Below are 18,423 nucleotides of genomic sequence, written 5' to 3' on the forward strand. Positions count from 1 at the left end.
GGGTTTGACGATAGGCATGTAGGGAAAACTGATAAATGAACGTTGAATTGGAGCATTCTCTATAACAAATGCGATATGATATAGTAAAATAAATGAAACAAAACAATTCTTTAGGAGGGGTATAGGAAAATGAGTGAACATGGAAAATTTATTGGGTTTGCAGGTACATATACAAAAGCAGGCAGTGAAGGGGTCTATACATTTACGTTAGATACGAAGGCTAAAAAGATTGTAGAAGTAAAAGCCGTGGCTAAAATTGAAAATCCTACATACTTAAATGCAAGCAAAGACAACAAACATCTTTATACAGTTATTAAAGAAGGAGAAAAAGGCGGAGTAGCTGCTTTTAAGATTGATCCAAACACAGGGCAATTAAAATTTGTAAATAGACAGCTGCTAGACGGTGCGCCTCCTTGCTACGTTTCAGTGAATGAAGATAATACGCTTGTTTTATCTGCTAATTTTCATAAAGGGAGCGTTGAGACGTATTCTGTTAATGAAGAAACAGGAGAAATTGAATATGTAGCATCCGTAGTGGAACATCCTCATTCAGACCTCAAAAAAGGACAAAAAGGAAAACCACACGTACACTATGCCGATTTTACTCCTGGAGAAAAGCACGTGGCCGTTGTAGACTTAGGTATTGATGAAATCGTGACATATGAAGTGGAAGATAATAAATTGAAGGAAGTCAACAGTCTTTCTACATCTGTTGGTTCGGGCCCTAGACATTTAACGTTCCATCCAAATGGCCGCTATGCCTATGCAATGACAGAATTCAGTTCTGAAGTTTTATTTTTAACTTATGACGAAAGCAAAGGAAGCTTTACTCAACAACAAGCTACTTTAGCGATCCCGGCTGATTTTACAGAAAATAATCAAGGGAGTGCGATCCACATTTCTTCAGACGGCCGCTTTGTCTATGCAGGAAACCGCGGACATAACTCCATTGCAACATTCAAAGTAGATCAGGATTCTGGACAGTTAACATTCGTAGAATGGACAGGAACTGAAGGCGACTGGCCGCGCGATTTTGTTTTGGATCCAACAGAACAATTTATTGTGGCTTCTAATCAAGAAACAGGAAACTTGGTACTGTTTGAAAGAGACCAAGAAAGTGGAAAGCTAACGCTTCTTCAATCTAACGTCACGGTTCCAGAAGCTGTGTGCGTAAAGTTCCTCCACTACAAGTAATCGATGTAGAAAGTCAGACCTGATCCAAAAACAATCAGGTCTGACTTTCTAAACCTAAGCGGATGTCACTCCCCTTGCGGGGTTAGTGCCATCCGCTTAGGTGAACCTTTGAGGGAATAGTCAGGTAGTGCGCGTTCCTTAGCATCATTTATAATCTATCTATATATGGAAGAAAAGCCCTTTTGGAGGGCTTTTTTTTCTGGGATTATAGTAGAATGAAGAGAGAACGCATGAAAGGCTGAGGTGATAAGTGTGAAAAATATATGTGAGTATCCAATTGTACAAGCTCCCATGGCAGGAGGAGTTTCGACGCCTAAACTAGCTGCAGCAGTATCTAATAGCGGAGGGCTAGGGTTTTTAGCTGCGGGATATAAAAGTGCGCGTGAATTGGAGCAAGAAATTACAGAGATGCACTCACTTACGAAAAAAACTTTTGGAGTGAATCTGTTCGTTCCGACAAATGAAAAAATAGCAGTTGATGCACTTGATTGTTACCAAAAAGAACTGTCAAAAGCAGCTGAATATTTGGAGTGTCAAGTTGGTATACCAAAGAATGATGATGATGAATGGAATGCCAAGCTCGACATCATTCAAAAACATCGAGTACCTGCTGTGAGCTTTACATTTGGGTGCCCGGATCGAGAGATTGTAGCAAGTTTAAAAGGAATTGGAAGCCATGTTTTCGTTACGATTACAACACCTCAAGAAGCCGAAGTGGCTTTGAGAGCAGGAGCGGATGCCCTATGTTTGCAAGGAATTGAAGCCGGCGGCCATCGATCTACTTTTTTAGAGAGTTCGGTGGATTACCCGCTTATGAAATTGCTAAAAGAAGTTCGCTCAATCACTAAAAAGCCATTGATTGCTGCGGGAGGGTTGATGACGGGATCTGACATCAAACGTGTGTTACAAGAAGGAGCTTCTGCCGCTCAGTTAGGTACGGCTTTTATTTGTTGTCCAGAAAGCGGAGCGAGTGCTCTTCATAAAGAAAGCATTCTTCAAAAGCGTTTTAATGAAACAGGTGTCACACGAGCTTTTACAGGGAAACGTGCTAGAGGATTTGTGAATGCCTTTTTTATTTCCTATGATAAATCAGCACCATCCGCCTACCCTCATATTCATTACATGACAAAGCCTATTCGAGCAAAAGCTACACAAATGAATAATTCAGAGTATGCTTCTTTGTGGGCAGGAACTGGATTTACGCTGGCAAAAGAACTGCCTGCACATCTTATTGTGGAAGAGCTTGTACAAGAACTAAATGAATGATGAGAATTAAGGCGTTGCTTGCTTTAAGCGCAAGCAGCTTTACATAAAGAAGGTGAACTTATAGTGCAAAACAAATTTACGATTGGACAAATGGCTAGACTGCATGATATTTCGGTTAAAACACTTCGCTATTATGATGAAATTGGTCTATTTGAGCCTTACGAAGTTGATCCACAAACCGGTTATCGATATTATACGTTAGAACAATTTAAGAAATTAGATATCATTGTCTATTTAAAGCTGATGGGAGTTCCGTTAAAAGAAATTAAAAGAAAGATGGAGCACAGCAGCTTGGATGAATTTATTGAAACTTTAGCGGAATATCATCAGGTAACAAAAGAAAAAATTCGTCACCTTCAAAGAGTGAATGCGCAGTTAACAACTCGAATGAAGGAATTAGAACAGACGAGACATATTAACCAAATAGGAGCCCCGTTCATCAAACACCTTTCTTCTCGTGAGGTTGTTCAAGTAAAAGCGGAGGTAGGCACGTTAGACGGGACTGAAAGTGTTCTGCGTGATTTAAAAAAGAAAATTAGTCATATTACCCCGATTATGATTGGGAAAGTAGGGTTTATGCTATCGGTAGAAAACACGAAAAAACAACAGTTTACAGATTACGATGGCATTTTTTTATTGGTCGAAAGCGATATTTCTTTTAAGCATGAACTCGTTACGTTAATACCTGAAGGCGATTACGCATCTATTTATATGAGAGAAAAGAGAGATACCACAGGAGTCTATTACGATGCGTTACTGAACTTTATTAAAGCGGAAGGATACAAAGCAGAAGGACCTTTTTTAATTCGGCGAATTGTAGATTCCTTTATTTCTCATCATGAAGAAGAGCGGCTGACTGAAATTCAAATTCGAATTACGTCTTGACTATCCAGTAGCTGGAGGGTTTAAGATGAGACTATTGTAGAACTGCTGAAGGGAGAGACAACAATAGATGAATCAACAAAGTATTTCCCAAGGAATGTCTTTAAGCCGAGGAAATCGCATTTTATTTATTTTAATTTTGGGTTCACTGAGCGCATTTGGACCGTTATCAATCGATATGTATTTGCCAGCGCTGCCGACGCTTGCGAAAGAATTGCATACTTCAGCTTCTTTAGCGCAGGTCAGTCTGACAGCTTGCTTATTGGGCTTAGCATTTGGGCAAGTGGTCATGGGGCCATTCAGTGATATTCGCGGAAGGAAAAAGCCGCTTGTAGCAGCATTAATCACCTATGCAGTTGCATCTGTTTTATGCGTGTTTGCACCGTCTATTTGGATTTTTATCGTTTTGCGATTTATTCAAGGTATGGCAGGAGCAGCAGGAATGGTTATTTCAAGAGCAAGCGTGCGAGACTTGTTTTCAGGTTCGGATTTAACAAAGTTTTTTTCTATGCTTATGCTCGTAAATGGGTTAGCTCCTATTTTGGCTCCGGTTGCTGGCGGACAGCTGCTGACGATTATGTCGTGGCGAGGAGTATTTGGTGTGCTAGCAGTGATTGGTGCACTAATGTTTTTTGCCGTTTTATTTGGTTTAAAAGAAACGCTTCCGCTCGAACGCCGTAAAGAAGGCGGATTAACAGAAGTACTGCGTACATTTGGCGTATTGCTAAAAGATGGTGTCTTTGTGGGATATGCGCTGGCGCAAGGTTTTATTATGAGTGCCATGTTTGCTTATATTTCAGGTTCTACATTTGTCCTTCAAGATATTTATGGCCTGTCTCCGCAGATGTTCAGCTTTGTTTTTGCTATTAACGGTTTTGGACTCATTATAGCTACTCAAGTGACAGGACGTTTAGCGGGTAAAATAAAAGAAGCTACTCTTCTTATGTATGGGTTGCTTCAAGCAGCCGTTGGAAGCGTGATTTTAGTGGCCGTGATTGCTACTCACATGTCCGTTATTTTGGTCTGCATCTTGCTTTTCTTTGTAGTATCGAGCGTAGGAATTGTGAACACAACCGTTTTTTCACTCGCTATGGAAAATCAAGCTTCGAATGCGGGAAGTGCTTCAGCGCTTCTAGGGTTGCTTCCGTTCTTGCTCGGAGCAGCCGTAGCTCCTCTTGTTGGTCTTGGAGGAGGGCAAAATGCTCTGCCGATGGGCATTGTGATCATGGTCTGTGATTTATTAGCATTAGGTGTGTACATGACGTTAGTGAGAAGGAAAACTGCATCATAAAAAAGCTACTTGGCTTTCAACAGCCAAGTAGCTTTTTTAGTTATTGAACTTTGTGCTCGTGATTTTCAAACGGCATTGTAACGCCAAGCTTTTGAATTTCTTTTTTTGCATTTTCCAAAATGGTTTCAGCTTTCGCTTTTGTTTCAGCATCTACCCCGCTTAGAAAATCTTTCTTTTTAGCAGGAAAATTCACGCCAAGTTCCTTTAATTTTGCTTCCGCTTGTTCCTTAGTCAGCGTGCCGTCGCGAAGCTGATCCATAATAGCCTTCGCTTTTTTCTTTGTAGCCGCATCTAAATTGTTAAAAGGACCGCCTTTATGTTCAGGCAAGTTCACGCCAAGTTCCTTTAATTTTGCTTCCGCTTGTTCCTTAGTCAGCGTGCCGTCGCGAAGCTGATCCATAATAGCTTTCGCTTTTTTCTTTGTAGCCGCATCTAAATTGCTGAAGGGGCTGTCTTTGTGCTGAGGCAAGTTTACGCCGAGTTTCTGTAATTTTTCCTGTGCTTTTTTCATAATATCATCAACTTTTTGTTGTGTTGCATCATCCATATTTGTTGTACTGCCATTTGTTCGCTCTACAACTGTTGAAGAGCTTGTTTCATTTTTGCTTGCTGCAAATGCCGTGGAATTTGCAGCTGCCATAACTCCTAGTGTTAAACCGCTTGCCATGATATAACCGAATAGTTTCTTTTTCATGCTGTTGTCACTCCTTAAAAGTTATAGGGGTGTGGTACAGAGCTGTCCACAATTGCTAATGTAACCACCAATAGTGAAAAAATGGTGAAAATAGATAAAAAACGAAAAAATATAGACGTGTGTTGAACATTACGGCTCTTTTATTGGATAACAAAATGAAATTCGATATGATTTTATCTAAACAGCAGCAAAAAAGAATGGAGACTTTATATAGATGAACATTCTTAAAAAATTGGGAATAGCTTTGATAGTTGCGATAGCGGTAAGCCTGGTATTTTTGTTTCGCGATGAGTTAAAGCCTGGGCCAACGCTAGAAGATTTTTCAGGAGCAACTGAGTTGCATCCTGTCGTAGAAGAAAAGAAAAATAAACTTGTTCAACAAGCAAGTGACCAAGGAATCTCAATTGTCATTACGGAAGGTTTCCGTTCAAAAGAAGAACAAGATAAGCTTTATGCAAAAGGCAGGACAGAAGAAGGCAATATTGTTACCTACTCAAAGGGCGGCCAGTCTTATCATAACTATGGATTAGCTATTGATTTTGCTATTCAGTTAAAAGACGGACGAGTTATTTGGGATATGGAATATGACGGTAACAATAACAATCAGTCTGATTGGATGGAGGTTGTAGATATCGCAAAAAATTTAGGGTTCGAATGGGGAGGAGACTGGCAAGATTTTAAAGACTATCCGCATTTTCAAATGAGTCCGGAAAATATAACAAACCGCACACGCTAATAAAGCGTGTGCTTTTTTGAGGGGTAATATAATTTCGCTATATTTATGTCAGAACCTCTAACACGACTTAAGGCTTGTACTTTCTTTTTTTATTAATTTATAGATACTAGGTTTTTATATATCACTATAACAAAAATGCCGATAGGAAGTTAGTAAGAGGTAGGATTGTAGAGAACTGTTTCATAAAAAGGAAAGACAATTCGTATAAAGATACGCGTTAACTAATATAATCTATTGATTAAGCTTATACAAGTACCTTCAGCCTAGCGAACGTATACTTACATATCGGCAGCTACCGACAAAACCTTTTGTTTTTCTAGCATATTTTATTTGAAGATAGTTCATTTCGATTACAAAAAAGAGATAATTTGTCAACTATTGACTTTATTCTAAGGGTAAGAATATAATTTTTAACATATTTTAAAAATTTTAAATATTTAAACTTTTACAGATTAGGAGGGAGAAAATGATTGTTTTTGAGGGAGTGAATAAATATTACGGTGATTTTCACGTACTAAAAGATATCAATTTAACAATTAAAAAAGGCGAAGTAGTCGTTGTAATTGGCCCTTCGGGTTCGGGGAAAAGTACGATGCTGCGCTGCATAAATTATTTAGAAACAATATCTAATGGACAGTTAACGGTAAATAATATATTGGTCGCGGATAAAAAAACAAATATTAATAAACTGCGCCGCAATATAGGTATGGTGTTTCAGCATTTTTATTTATATCCGCATAAAACAGTTTTAGAAAATATCACTTTAGCACCTATGAAAGTATTGGGACAGTCGTCAGAAGAAGCTAAGAAGACAGCCCTATACTATTTAAATAAAGTCGGAATCGGTGAAAAAGCTAACGCCTACCCGTCCCAGCTTTCAGGCGGCCAGCAGCAGCGTGTAGCTATTGCGAGGGGACTTGCGATGAAACCAGAAATTATGCTTTTTGATGAGCCTACCTCTGCTCTTGATCCAGAAATGATTGGAGAAGTGCTGGATGTCATGAAAACATTGGCTAAAGAAGGAATGACCATGGTAGTTGTAACTCATGAAATGGGGTTTGCAAAAGAAGTAGCGGACCGCATTGTATTTATGGATCAAGGAAAAATCTTAGAAGAGGCAACTCCGGCTGAGTTTTACGAAAACCCGCAAGAAGAAAGGGCACGTTTATTTCTTAGCCGTATTTTAAATCATTAATTGTTTAATAGGGGGAGTAATATGAAGAAATCAAAAACGTTTTTAAAGGCAGCTGTGCTTTCATTAGCAGCGGCTATGATGTTAGCAGCTTGTGGAGGGAAAAGTGAAGAAACGAGTGGATCATCAGCTAAAAAAGATGCGCTCACTGAAATCAAAGACCGAGGGAAAATCGTCATCGGAGTTAAAAATGATACGCGTTTGTTTGGCTTAAAGAATCCAAAGACGGGTGAAGTAGAAGGTTTTGATGTTGATATTTCTAAGCAGCTGGCTAAAGAGATTTTAGGTGATGAAAACAAGGTGGAATTTAAAGAAGTTACGTCTAAAACAAGGGTTCCTCTTCTTCAAAAAGGAGATATTGATGCTGTTGTTGCGACAATGACTATTACAGATGAACGTAAAAAAGAAGTAGACTTTACGGATGTATATTTCCAAGCCGGACAGTCTCTTCTTGTGAAAAAGGGCAGTAAAATTAAAAGCGTTGATGATTTGAAGAAAGGTACTAAAGTGTTGGCTGTTAAAGGGTCAACTTCAGCTATTAATATTCGCGAAAAAGCACCAGAGACAACGGTATTAGAGTTTGAAAACTATGCAGAAGCATTTACAGCTTTAAAATCTAAGCAAGGAGATGCTTTAACAACTGATGATGCTATTCTTTATGGAATGGCTGATGAAGATCCTTCTTATGAATTGGTAGGAAAGCCGTTCACAGAAGAGCCTTATGGCATTGCTGTGAAAAAAGGAAACAAAGAGCTGGTAGATGCATTAAACGATGCGCTTAAAAAGATAAAAGACTCTGGAAAATATGATGAAATTCACGACAAGTGGATCAAACAATAAGCGTACAGTTTTCTTTTCTCAGGATGAGCAGCATTATGCTCATCCTGCTTGTTTAGTTGAAAGGAGGAAGAAAATTGTTGGATTTTTCAATTCTGACGAACAATATGGATCTTTATTTAGAAGGTTTTAAGTACACCATTATCGCCAGTCTGATTGCTTTAGTGGCCAGTTTTGTACTTGGTACAATCATTGCGGTAATGCGAATAGCCCCTCTCAAAATAGTAAATGTAATTGGTACGGTCTATGTAGAGTTCATTCGAAATATTCCCCTTGTGGTTATTGTCTTTTTTATTTTTATTGTGGCGGGAATCAGCGGTACAGCCGCCGGAGTGATGGGACTAACTATTTATACGGCAGCTTTTATAGCCGAAGCTATACGAGCGGGAATTATGGCAGTTCCAAAAGGGCAGCTTGAAGCGGCACGTTCATCTGGCCTTACGTACGGTCAGGCGATGCGGTTCATTGTATTGCCTCAAGCCATTAAAATCGTCATTCCTCCTCTTGGGAATCAATTCATTAATTTAGTCAAAAACTCATCGGTGTTAGGGATTGTTGCTGGTTTTGATTTAATGTATCAGGCAGATCTTGTTTCCTCTCAAACTTACGTAGTGTTTGATGTGTATATTTTTGTGGCTCTGTTCTATTTAGTTCTAACGATTCCGTTAAGCTTAGGAGTTGGTTATCTTGAGAAACGTCTTGGTAAAACAAGCTGAAAGGAGTGAAAGTGATGGATTTTATGGGTGCTTATTCTCCTGATCACCTTTCCTTCTTAATGGAAGGATTTTGGGTCACTTTAAAAGTAGCATTCATTTCGATTGTATTAAGTTTTCTTATTGGAAGTATAGTAGGTATTTTAAGGTATGCCCGTATTCCAGTTCTGTCTCATGTACTTGCTTTTATCGTAGAAATTATCCGGAATTTGCCGCTGCTGTTAATCATCTTTTTTACATACTTTGCTTTACCTGAAATCGGAATTGATATGGAAATTACGTCAGCAGCGATTGTGGCCCTCACTGTATTTGAATCTGCTATGATTTCAGAGATTATCCGAAGCGGATTAAAATCAATTGAAAAAGGACAAATCGAAGCGGCGCGATCATCAGGTTTAAACTATTATCAAACGCTTCGTTTCGTTGTGCTGCCCCAAGCTTTGCGGAGAATGGTGCCTCCTTTAGTTAGTCAATTTATTTCCTTATTGAAAGATACGTCGCTTGCAGTAGTGATCGCACTTCCTGATTTGCTGCATAACGCTCAAATCATTTACGGCCAGAAACAAAGTTACGTGGTGCCGATGTTTTTGATCATCGCGATGATGTATTTTATTGTAAACTATGCTTTATCCATCATTGCACGAAGACTAGAAGTCAAAAGGGTGTAGATACTCTTTTGACTTTATTTTTGGAAAATAAATAACATTGACAATGTATTGATTCAACGCATAAAATGACTAAAGTAACAGTGGTAAAATCAGATCATTTTCATTCATCATAGAGAAGAAAAACAGTGTTGGTTCACCCCCTACTGAATATCCGGTAGGGGTTTTTGCGCAAGAAGTGATTTGGTTAAACTAACACGTAAAATGAACAGAAGGGACGGGCATCATGGAAAAACAAGATCAAAATTTAAAAAAAGGTCTGTTGCCTCGCCATGTGCAGCTCATTGCGCTTGCCGGTATGATTGGGACAGGCATTTTTAAAGGCAGTGCTGATACGCTAGGTATTGCAGGACCAAGTGTTGTACTGGCGTATTTATTTGGCGGTCTTATCTTATTTATTGTAATGACAGCATTGGCGGAGATGGCAATTGTCTATCCGAATATGAACGTACAAAATTTAGTGCATAAGGCATTCGGTACGCAAACCTCTTTTATTGTAGGGTGGCTGTACTGGGTGAACTGGATTGTCGTGACAGTTGTTGAACTGCTTGCGGGGGGAAGCTTTTTGAAGTTTTGGTTCCCTTCTGTACCTCTTTGGCTCTTAAGCTTTCTCTGTGCAGTGCTGATTGTAGGGATGAATTTATTTCAAGTGAAGTATTACGGAGAAATTGAGTTTTGGTTTGCCGGTATTAAAGTAATTGCTCTTACTGCTTTTATCATTTTGGGAGCTTTCATTTTATTCGGTGTGATTCCAAGTGAGGTGCAAAACCCCTGGGCAAATTATACGGCCCATGGAGGCTTTTTTCCTCACGGCATGAGCGGTGTGCTGAGTGCCTTTTTAATTGTGATGTTCTCTTACGGCGGAGCTGAATTAATTGGTGTGGCCGTAACGGAAACAAAAGATGTGAAAAACGTCTTACCGAAAGTGATCAAAGGCACAGTATGGCGAGTGATTGGTTTTTATATTTTGCCTATTTTAATTATTTGCGGCCTTATGCCCTGGAATTCTGTATCCGGACAGGACAGTCCATTTGTCCAAGTTTTTAGTATCACCGGACTGCCGGGTGCGGCTCATATTATGAACTTCGTTTTATTGACGGCCGTTTTATCAGCAGCGAATTCAGGAATGTATGCAACTTCTCGTACGCTCTATGCTATGGCTCAAAGCGGAGAAGCATCAAAGCGCTTCTTGAAAGTTTCGAAAAACGGTATTCCGATTAATGGTTTGATGATTACGGCTGTTTGTATTTTAATGGGTGTGTTTTTAGCGTATAAGACGCCGGATAATGTAATTAGTTATTTAATGACTATTCCGGGTTTCACGATTATTCTTATTTGGGTAAGCATTTGTTTAGCTCAATTAAAGTTGCGTAAAGGGTATAAAGAAAAGCCGTTTTTTGCCTTGAAGTGGTTTCCTTATACAACGCTTTTTGCAACAGCAGCACTGCTTGTTATTTTTGTATCGTTTATGTTTAATAAAAACAATGTGATTGGATCAAGCGTATGTGCAGTTATTCTCGTTGTACTCCTCATTTTTTCATTTATTAATAAAAGTCAAAAAGAAAAAAAGTTTGAAGTATAGCAAAAAGGCAATATACTAGAAAGACGAGGGTAAAAGCTTGTCTTTCTTTTTTTGCGGAAGTTTCTGTATCACGTTACATATTTCTAGGTGAAATGTTTAGTTAAATAAATAAAGGATGAGGACTATAATGGAATCAAATAATGTATTTACAACAAACCCAAAGAAGAAATCAAAGCACTTAGCCGTGATTTCTTTGGCGATTATGGGAGTGGGCTTCGTTGCCACAATGCCTTTTGGTGATTCGATTTGGGGACGTTTGCTTCAAGGTGGATTCGAAGCTGGATTAGTCGGAGGACTAGCGGATTGGTTTGCTGTTACGGCTCTTTTTCGTCACCCTTTAGGCATTCCTATTCCACACACTGCGTTGCTTCCTAAAAACAGACAGCGTATTACAAGAGGGTTAGTCTCAACGCTTGAAAATGACTGGCTGTCAAAAGAAAGTATTCAAGAAAAAGTAAAAAGAATTGCGTTTACAAAGCGTTTGCTTCCAATTGTTCGAAAAGGTGTTCATTCGGAAACGATTCAAACAAAAGGAACAGCACTGCTTGTTGATGCCATTAATCGTGTGGATACAGAGAAAGTCGTTCCTATTATTGAAAAAGAGCTTAAATCATCGCTTTCAGCAATAGAGTTAAAGCCTATTGTGCATTCAATTGTTGGAGAAGTGGTAAAAAATCAGTATGATAAAAAAGCGCTTGATGTTCTTTTAAATAAAGGAGAGAGCTGGATTAAAAAAGAAGAAACGCAGTATCAGCTCGGAAGTATTGCTAAAAATGCGCTTGATAATATTGAGCTTGATGGTATTTTACAATTTGCTCTCAAATCATTTCAAAGCATGATTAATGAAGAGAAGCTAGGGTCTATTTTGCAAAATTTATTGCTTTCTATTACAGGACGTCTTCGTAACGAAGAGGATGAATACCGCCTTGCTTTGGTAAATGGAATTAGAAAAGAGCTGCAAGGCTTGGAGCAGAATGAAGAACTTCTTGAAAAATTAGAAGCATGGAAACAAAAAACGATTAATGAATTAAATGTAACGAATAAATTAACAGAAATCGTCGATAAAATGAAAGCGAAAGTGACAGTATTCATTGAAAGCCCTGAATTTATGAAAAGCTACGCGGTTCCTTACGTAGAGAGCTGGCTGAATGCTCTTGAAAAGGATGCACAGCGTCAAGGAGCAATTGATATGGCTATTCAAAAGCAAATCATGAGCTTTGTAGAAGAGAATCATTCGAAAATTGGACAGCTTGTTCAAGAAAACTTAGATAAATTAGATGATGAAACACTTGTGGATATGATGGAAAACAATGTCGGAAAAGATTTGCAGTGGATTCGAGTGAACGGAGCTCTATGTGGATTCTTGATTGGTATTGTATTAACGGTTATTAAATTAGCGGTGTAAAAAAAGAAGCACGCTCCTTTTGGAGTGTGCTTTTTCTATTAATCATCTAGTTCTACACTGATTACGTTACCGTTTTTGGCATCTACTGAAACAGTTGCTTCACGTTTATCAGCTGTGTCAATTTCAATTTCATATACTAAACGGTTGTTTTCTTGGTCTAGATCCGTTTCATTGACGGCTCCTTTAGCACTCTTTAAAGCTGTTTTTATCGCTTGATCTAATGAAATAGCAGGGGAAATGTTTTGAAGTTCCTCTTCTTTCTCATCTTCATCGTCTTTTTGCTCTTCATCAAATTCAATGATTTTACCGCTGCTGCTGTCAATGTCTACATCGTATTCTTTATTACCTTTTGTGACGTCTACTTCATATTGTTTAACGCCGTCATCTATGGCTAATTGGATATTTGTAATGTCGCCGCCGTCTGTTTTTTGAAGGGCAATGTCTTTTGCCTTTGCTTCTTCAATCGTTGTGGTTTGCTTCTTATCATTGCTTTTGGACTGGTCTGTCATTGCATATGCGCTTGCACCTAATCCACCGACTAGTACTGCACTGGCTAAAACGGTTGTAATAACTTTCATATGTTATGGCCTCCTCGATTTGTTGTTAAAACTATCTTAGCCAATGAACTTTAAAGGAAAAGAAGAAGAAGTTTAAAATTTTCTTAGAAATAAATAAAAATGGATAAAAAAAGCACAGCTTTCCGCTGTACTTTTAATCATCGTCATTTTCATAGGTGATGGAATCTACATGTCCAGAGTAAGCATTGATCATCACTTTAGCTTCTCTTGTTTTAGACTGATCAATTTCGACTTCGTAGAAGATTTGGCCTTCTTCCTCTTCTATTTCAACTGAGGAAAACGTTCCTTTTACTTTTTGTAAAGCAATGTCTCTTGCTTGTTCCATTGAAATGAGAGGCTCGTCGGATGTAGGAGAAACTGGTGGCTGCTCGCTCTTTTTTTGCTCTTCTTCTATATTATTTTTAGTTTGAGTAGACGTTTGTTTCTCTACTCTTTGTTTGATTAATGACTGGACTTCTCCATTTTCTCCATTTACTGTGATGTGGTATGGAATATCATTTTTAAGCAAAGTGATTCGATAAATCGGTTCATCATCTTTTTGGGAAAAGCTTGCATTTTCAATAGTGCCGCCATATTTTTGCTGAATCATACTGCTGACGTCTGATTCCGATAAAATTGTATCAGGCCGATTCACTGCTTTTGCTATTCCGTAAAAGCAAGCTGAACCAACAGCAAGAAAAATAAGTATAAAAAGCACCGTTTTCTTCATACATTCACCTCCAGTATCTTAAAAAATAGTATAGCAGGCAATTCTTAAAAATCTCTAAGAAAAGGCGAGAAATCAAAGAGGAAAGGAAACCGTTACTGATGTCCCTTTTCCTTCTTGGCTGTTAATCTCAATACGCCCGCTATGGGCTTCTACAATCTTTCGAGCAATGGATAATCCAAGTCCAGAACCGCCGGTTTCTCGATTTCTTGCTTTATCTACGCGAAAAAAGCGTTCATACACGTTTGATAAGTCTTCTTTTGGAATACCAATTCCTTGATCTGTGACCGTAATCATAAAGCTTTCGCTTCTTGTTATGGTTACCTCTACCGCTTTTTCACTATATTTAATGGCATTATCTAAGAGGATGTACAGCAGCTGCTTTAAGCGTTTTTCATCCGCTGTTACGACGGGATGATCCGTTTTTATATTTAAATAAATGGTTCGTTCAAAAGCTTGTTCTAGATGCTTAATTGTTTGGTTACAGACGGCCGCCGCATCTACGTGTTCCATGTGAAGCTCCCGCTGCGACTCATCTTTCGCAAGCACCAGCATTTGAGACGTAAGCTGTTTCATGCGTAAAGACTCAGAGTGAATGGCTTCGATGGCTTCTTCTAAAATATCAGGCCGCTTCATTCCCCATCGTTTTAGCATATTGGCATAGCTTTCTACAACGGTCAGGGGTGTTTTTAATTCATGAGAAGCATCGGATACGAACTGCTCTTGCTTTTTATAGTTTTCCTCTAATAAATCCATCATATTATTGAAGGTGCTGGCCATTTGATCTAACTCATCTTTAGAAGGAGAAGAGAGGTCAATCTTTTTGAATGTGCGAGACACTTGAATTTCTTCCATAGTATGAATAAGAGATTTGATAGGCCGCAATATAATTTTACTTAAAAGCCGTCCAGCAAATATAGTTGGAATTAATATAACAAGAGAGGCAATGAGCAAGATAAATTTTAATGTCTGCAGAGATTGTTCCACATCTGCCAGTTGTTCCGTGACTTCCAAAGAAACAACTTCACCGTTCGTCCAAATGACAGGGGTGTGTGAAATCGCGTATAGATGGCCGTCATCTTCTTTGATGCTTGTTTGTTCATTTGAATAATAGGAATAAGGTAAGTCCTGAAGCTCTTTCGTTTGATCTGTAACGGATACAACTAAAGGACTGCCGGATTTAGGTAAAATACGAATCATCCCGTTAGGAGGCAAATAGGCACGAAGCAAATTGGCTTGTTTAACCGTCGCACTCGTTTGCTTTAGCCCATTTGTTACATTGCTTGTTTCTGCTTGCAAACGTTCAATTGCGTTGTCTTCCATGGTCTTCTTGAAAATGAAGTAAATCGAACTGTTTGCAATTACTAGCAGAATAAAAAGCAGCGCAGTTGATGTAAGAATAATCTTTGTTTGTAGTTTCATAAGCTACTCCTTCAGCATGTAGCCAACGCCGCGCACTGTTTGAATGTAAGGAGTTGAAAATGAAGCATCAATCTTTTTACGTAAATAACGGATGTATACGTATACAATATTTGTGTCTCCGTAATAATCAAATCCCCAAACGTTTGTAAGAAGCTGTTCAAAGCTCAGCACTTGATTTTTGTTTTGAAGCATATAGACAAGTAAATCATATTCTTTAGGAGTCAGCTCAATAGCTTCATTTTCACGCGTAACTTCTCGCGTTTTTTCGTTAACGACTAAATTGCCTAGTTGAAGAGTGGCTGTTTCTTGTTCAGCAGTCGATGTTGATGCAGGATGGCGAAGCCATACGCGAATGCGTGCAAAAAGCTCTTCAATTTGAAAGGGCTTTGTAATGTAGTCGTTTGCTCCTAAATCTAGTCCGCTTACCTTATCAGGAAGGGCGTCTCGAGCTGTTAATAAGATAACGGGCGTTTGATCATCATTTGCTCGAATGCGACGAAGTACTTCGAGTCCGCTCAGTTCAGGAAGCATCACATCTAAAAGCAGCAAATCCCAATCGTGTTCTTGAAACTCTGCCAATCCTTCTGTTCCCGTGTAAGCCATGCCCGTTTCGTACCCTTCATGTTCAAGCTCGAGCTGAATTAAACGAGCAATTTTGCGCTCATCTTCTACAATTAAAATTCTGCCTTTACTCAACAAAAATTCCCCCTTGTGTCTATGTATAGTTGCGTACATTATAGCACGGAGAGATTGGAGGTGTATAAAAACAGCCGGAGGTTAGTCCGGCTGCTGATCTACTGAAAGAGGAAGGTGCAAGATAATGGCAGTGCCTTCGTGAAGAGTAGATCTTACTTCGATATGGCCTTTATGAAGTTCACAAATAGCCTTTGCGATGCTCATGCCAAGTCCAGAACCTTCTGTTTTTTCCGTTGTATTTGTGCCGCGGTAATAGCGGTCAAATAAATTTTTCTTCGTTTCTTCATCCATTCCAATTCCATCATCTTGAATCGTAATCAAGACGCGGTCACTTTTTATCACGGTCGAAATTGTAATGGTAGTGTTCTTAGGGTTATGTTTAATAGCATTAAAAATTAAATTATCAAGCATTCGTTCAAACCAGCGCGGGTCAGCTTGAGTAAAAGGTTGAAGATGAGCGGGCACATAAGAGAAGTGAACATTTTCAATGGTTCTATCGTTAACGAATTTTAAAACAATATGCTGAAGTAGTTGATGAACGTCCACTTTTTTTGTTTCTAAAACAACCACGTTATTTTTAAGCTTAAAAGCCAGTGAAAAATCCTCTACAAGCTCCACCATGTATTCACTTTTATCACGGAGTGTTTGGCCAATTTCTTTTAACTCTTCTTCGTTCCAATTGTAATGGCCGCTTTCAAGCATATGCCCATATCCTTGAATCGTCGAAAGAGGTGTGCGCAAATCATGTGATATTCCTGTCATCCATTCTTCGCGAGTAGTCTCTAGCTGCTTTCGTTCTTTTTCAGCTAAGCTAAGCTGCTCTGCCATCTCATAAAAGGCTGTAACTACTTCTGAATAGAGGCGATATTGAAAACGTACTTTTCCATTCTTCCGAAAGACGCGCTTCCGCTCTTTTTCTGTTAGCACTTCTGAATAGTTTCCGCTTCCCATGCGCCCGAGCCAGCTGGTGAAGAGAAGTAAGGGTCCGCCGTAGCGAAAAGCGTTCCAGATGGAGAAAGCGATGGTGGCTATAAGAACGGAAACAGCCACGATGATGGAGATCATCCAAGCTTTTCGAATAATAGATTCATCAGTTATACTGTGGTGATTATTGGGAGTGTAAAAAATCCATGAAATTTTCTTCTTCGAGTCATGGAATACAGTAGCTGTTGAATCATATTTATCTTGTTCAATTTTTCGGGAAATAATTTCTAAAGGATCGTAACTTGTTTTTTCTTTAGACATTCTAATTGAAGCTAAGATATCACCTTTATCATTTAAAATTTGAAGCGAAGCATTTTTTTCTTTTAATGCCTTCTTGATAAGAGGAATATCGCTTTTTGGAGGCACACCTTCCTTATTATAGTTAGCATACATAGCATATAGCTGGTCTTTTAAATCACTTTTATAGCCCAAAATATAATAAGTAGGTGTAGTCAAAAAGGTATCAAGTTCTGTTACTACATTATAGTCTTTAAATTTTTTGGTTTTATCCATTTCTAATAACTCTGAAAGACCGTAGTGCTTAGGTAAGTCTTTTGGGGAGTTAATTTCTCCAATTACTTTTCCTTGTTTGTTCAGTACTTGGTACCATAGTCCTTCTTGTTTAAGTTGTTTTGCTAAATCATCTGAAACGGTTGCTTTTCCACCTTCAACTGTTGTATCCCCCGTTAACACGCTAAGTGATCCAGAGGGTAAGTCTCTTTTTATATCTTGCTTTGAAAGGTAATAAGCTAGAAACATTAAAGCGCAAAAAAGAACGCAGCAAACACATGCAATAATCGCAATAAACTGAAATGAAAAATGAAAGGTCAACCTTCTTTTAATGGATTTCATAGCGCTTTTCCGTTCACTAATTTATACCCAAGCCCTCGTACCGTAACTAAATGTTTTGGGTTGCTAGGATTATCTTCAATTCGTTCTCGAATTCTTCGAATATGCACGGTTACTGTATTATCGTCTACAAATTGATTATATCCCCAGACGGCTTCAAGAAGCTGTGATTTAGAAAGAACAATATTCATATTTTTACAAAAGTGAAGAAGCAATAAAAACACTTGGGCGGGGCAAGAAACCGTTTGACCATCCACAATGAGTTCTCCTGCCGATTCATCTACAGTAAAACGATCAAACTCATAGCGATTTGACGATTGTGGTTCCGTTCTTATAAAAGTTCCTTCAGTCAGCACTTGCTTTCTGCGCAGTCGTGCTTTAATTCGTGCCGCAATTTCTAAAGGATTAAACGGCTTAGTTACGTAGTCGTCTCCTCCCATGGCGAAACCCGTTAGTACGTCCAGGTCGGATACTTTGGCTGTTATGAATAAAATATACGCGTTTGAGAGCTCACGAATTTTAGGACAGATATCAAATCCGCTTTGATCGGGAAGCATTACGTCCAACAAAATAATATCAATTGTTTGATTATGTAAAACATCCAGCGCTTCTTGAGCGGTGTGAGCTTTATAAATTTGGTTGAATCCTTCTTTTTTTAATACTGTCTCCAGCATTTTGACGATGGCAACTTCATCATCAACTAGCAATATAGACGCATCTTCCAACGTAAA

General features: G+C 38.7%; 18 protein-coding genes. 11 read left to right on the forward strand and 7 right to left on the reverse strand.

The window, feature by feature from the left end:
- Positions 1-129: 129 nt before the first annotated feature.
- The 4 genes from AC0C45_RS24230 to AC0C45_RS24245 all read left to right on the forward strand — a co-directional run bounded on the left by AC0C45_RS24230 (position 130) and on the right by AC0C45_RS24245 (position 4,633).
- Entirely contained in the window at positions 130-1,194 is a 1,065-nt protein-coding gene (locus tag AC0C45_RS24230; RefSeq protein ID WP_013081462.1) for a lactonase family protein, read from the forward strand.
- 252 nt (positions 1,195-1,446) lie between these two features.
- Positions 1,447-2,460 (forward strand): nitronate monooxygenase, encoded by a 1,014-nt coding sequence (locus tag AC0C45_RS24235; RefSeq protein ID WP_336439298.1) that lies wholly within the window; start codon positions 1,447-1,449, stop codon positions 2,458-2,460.
- A gap of 63 nt (positions 2,461-2,523) precedes the next feature.
- On the forward strand, positions 2,524-3,345 hold the full coding sequence (locus AC0C45_RS24240; protein WP_034654697.1) for a MerR family transcriptional regulator: 822 nt from the start codon (positions 2,524-2,526) through the stop codon (positions 3,343-3,345).
- A gap of 67 nt (positions 3,346-3,412) precedes the next feature.
- Positions 3,413-4,633 carry a multidrug effflux MFS transporter gene (locus AC0C45_RS24245; RefSeq protein ID WP_034654699.1) on the forward strand — a complete coding sequence of 407 codons (1,221 nt, stop codon included), beginning with the start codon at positions 3,413-3,415 and terminating at the stop codon, positions 4,631-4,633.
- 40 nt (positions 4,634-4,673) lie between these two features.
- Here the strand turns inward: AC0C45_RS24245 and AC0C45_RS24250 are convergent, their stop codons facing one another.
- Positions 4,674-5,327, reverse strand: coding sequence for a hypothetical protein (locus AC0C45_RS24250; RefSeq protein WP_257064072.1), 654 nt, complete (start codon positions 5,325-5,327; stop codon positions 4,674-4,676).
- Positions 5,328-5,541: 214 nt separating this feature from the next.
- Here AC0C45_RS24250 and AC0C45_RS24255 point away from each other — a divergent pair, with 214 nt between their 5' ends.
- The 7 genes from AC0C45_RS24255 to AC0C45_RS24285 all read left to right on the forward strand — a co-directional run bounded on the left by AC0C45_RS24255 (position 5,542) and on the right by AC0C45_RS24285 (position 12,457).
- Positions 5,542-6,063 (forward strand): M15 family metallopeptidase, encoded by a 522-nt coding sequence (locus tag AC0C45_RS24255; RefSeq protein ID WP_047931856.1) that lies wholly within the window; start codon positions 5,542-5,544, stop codon positions 6,061-6,063.
- A 466-nt stretch (positions 6,064-6,529) separates the two neighbouring features.
- Positions 6,530-7,258, forward strand: coding sequence for an amino acid ABC transporter ATP-binding protein (locus AC0C45_RS24260; RefSeq protein ID WP_237893319.1), 729 nt, complete (start codon positions 6,530-6,532; stop codon positions 7,256-7,258).
- 21 nt (positions 7,259-7,279) lie between these two features.
- Positions 7,280-8,095 carry a transporter substrate-binding domain-containing protein gene (locus AC0C45_RS24265; RefSeq protein ID WP_013055073.1) on the forward strand — a complete coding sequence of 272 codons (816 nt, stop codon included), beginning with the start codon at positions 7,280-7,282 and terminating at the stop codon, positions 8,093-8,095.
- Between the two features lie 74 nt (positions 8,096-8,169).
- A complete protein-coding gene (locus tag AC0C45_RS24270; protein WP_047931858.1) occupies positions 8,170-8,808 on the forward strand; it encodes an amino acid ABC transporter permease in 639 nt (212 codons plus the stop codon).
- Between the two features lie 14 nt (positions 8,809-8,822).
- Positions 8,823-9,473 carry an amino acid ABC transporter permease gene (locus AC0C45_RS24275; protein WP_013081471.1) on the forward strand — a complete coding sequence of 217 codons (651 nt, stop codon included), beginning with the start codon at positions 8,823-8,825 and terminating at the stop codon, positions 9,471-9,473.
- A gap of 223 nt (positions 9,474-9,696) precedes the next feature.
- Positions 9,697-11,052 carry an amino acid permease gene (locus AC0C45_RS24280; RefSeq protein ID WP_047931860.1) on the forward strand — a complete coding sequence of 452 codons (1,356 nt, stop codon included), beginning with the start codon at positions 9,697-9,699 and terminating at the stop codon, positions 11,050-11,052.
- Between the two features lie 127 nt (positions 11,053-11,179).
- On the forward strand, positions 11,180-12,457 hold the full coding sequence (locus AC0C45_RS24285; RefSeq protein ID WP_047931861.1) for a DUF445 domain-containing protein: 1,278 nt from the start codon (positions 11,180-11,182) through the stop codon (positions 12,455-12,457).
- A 38-nt stretch (positions 12,458-12,495) separates the two neighbouring features.
- Here AC0C45_RS24285 and AC0C45_RS24290 read toward each other — a convergent pair whose 3' ends face one another.
- The 6 genes from AC0C45_RS24290 to AC0C45_RS24315 form a co-directional block, all read right to left on the reverse strand.
- Positions 12,496-13,035 carry a PepSY domain-containing protein gene (locus AC0C45_RS24290; RefSeq protein WP_047931862.1) on the reverse strand — a complete coding sequence of 180 codons (540 nt, stop codon included), beginning with the start codon at positions 13,033-13,035 and terminating at the stop codon, positions 12,496-12,498.
- A gap of 133 nt (positions 13,036-13,168) precedes the next feature.
- Positions 13,169-13,744 (reverse strand): PepSY domain-containing protein, encoded by a 576-nt coding sequence (locus AC0C45_RS24295; protein ID WP_047931863.1) that lies wholly within the window; start codon positions 13,742-13,744, stop codon positions 13,169-13,171.
- Between the two features lie 72 nt (positions 13,745-13,816).
- Positions 13,817-15,163, reverse strand: a complete 1,347-nt coding sequence (locus tag AC0C45_RS24300) for a HAMP domain-containing sensor histidine kinase (RefSeq protein ID WP_237893327.1) — start codon at positions 15,161-15,163, stop codon at positions 13,817-13,819.
- Positions 15,164-15,166: 3 nt separating this feature from the next.
- Positions 15,167-15,859, reverse strand: a complete 693-nt coding sequence (locus tag AC0C45_RS24305; protein WP_013081476.1) for a response regulator transcription factor — start codon at positions 15,857-15,859, stop codon at positions 15,167-15,169.
- A gap of 81 nt (positions 15,860-15,940) precedes the next feature.
- Positions 15,941-17,695 carry a sensor histidine kinase gene (locus AC0C45_RS24310; RefSeq protein ID WP_472928925.1) on the reverse strand — a complete coding sequence of 585 codons (1,755 nt, stop codon included), beginning with the start codon at positions 17,693-17,695 and terminating at the stop codon, positions 15,941-15,943.
- On the reverse strand, positions 17,692-18,417 hold the full coding sequence (locus AC0C45_RS24315) for a response regulator transcription factor (protein ID WP_047931866.1): 726 nt from the start codon (positions 18,415-18,417) through the stop codon (positions 17,692-17,694). Before AC0C45_RS24315 ends, AC0C45_RS24310 begins: the two co-directional genes overlap by 4 nt.
- Between the last annotated feature and the right edge of the window lie 6 nt (positions 18,418-18,423).

The sequence above is a fragment of the Priestia sp. VA7 genome, from assembly GCF_055710015.1.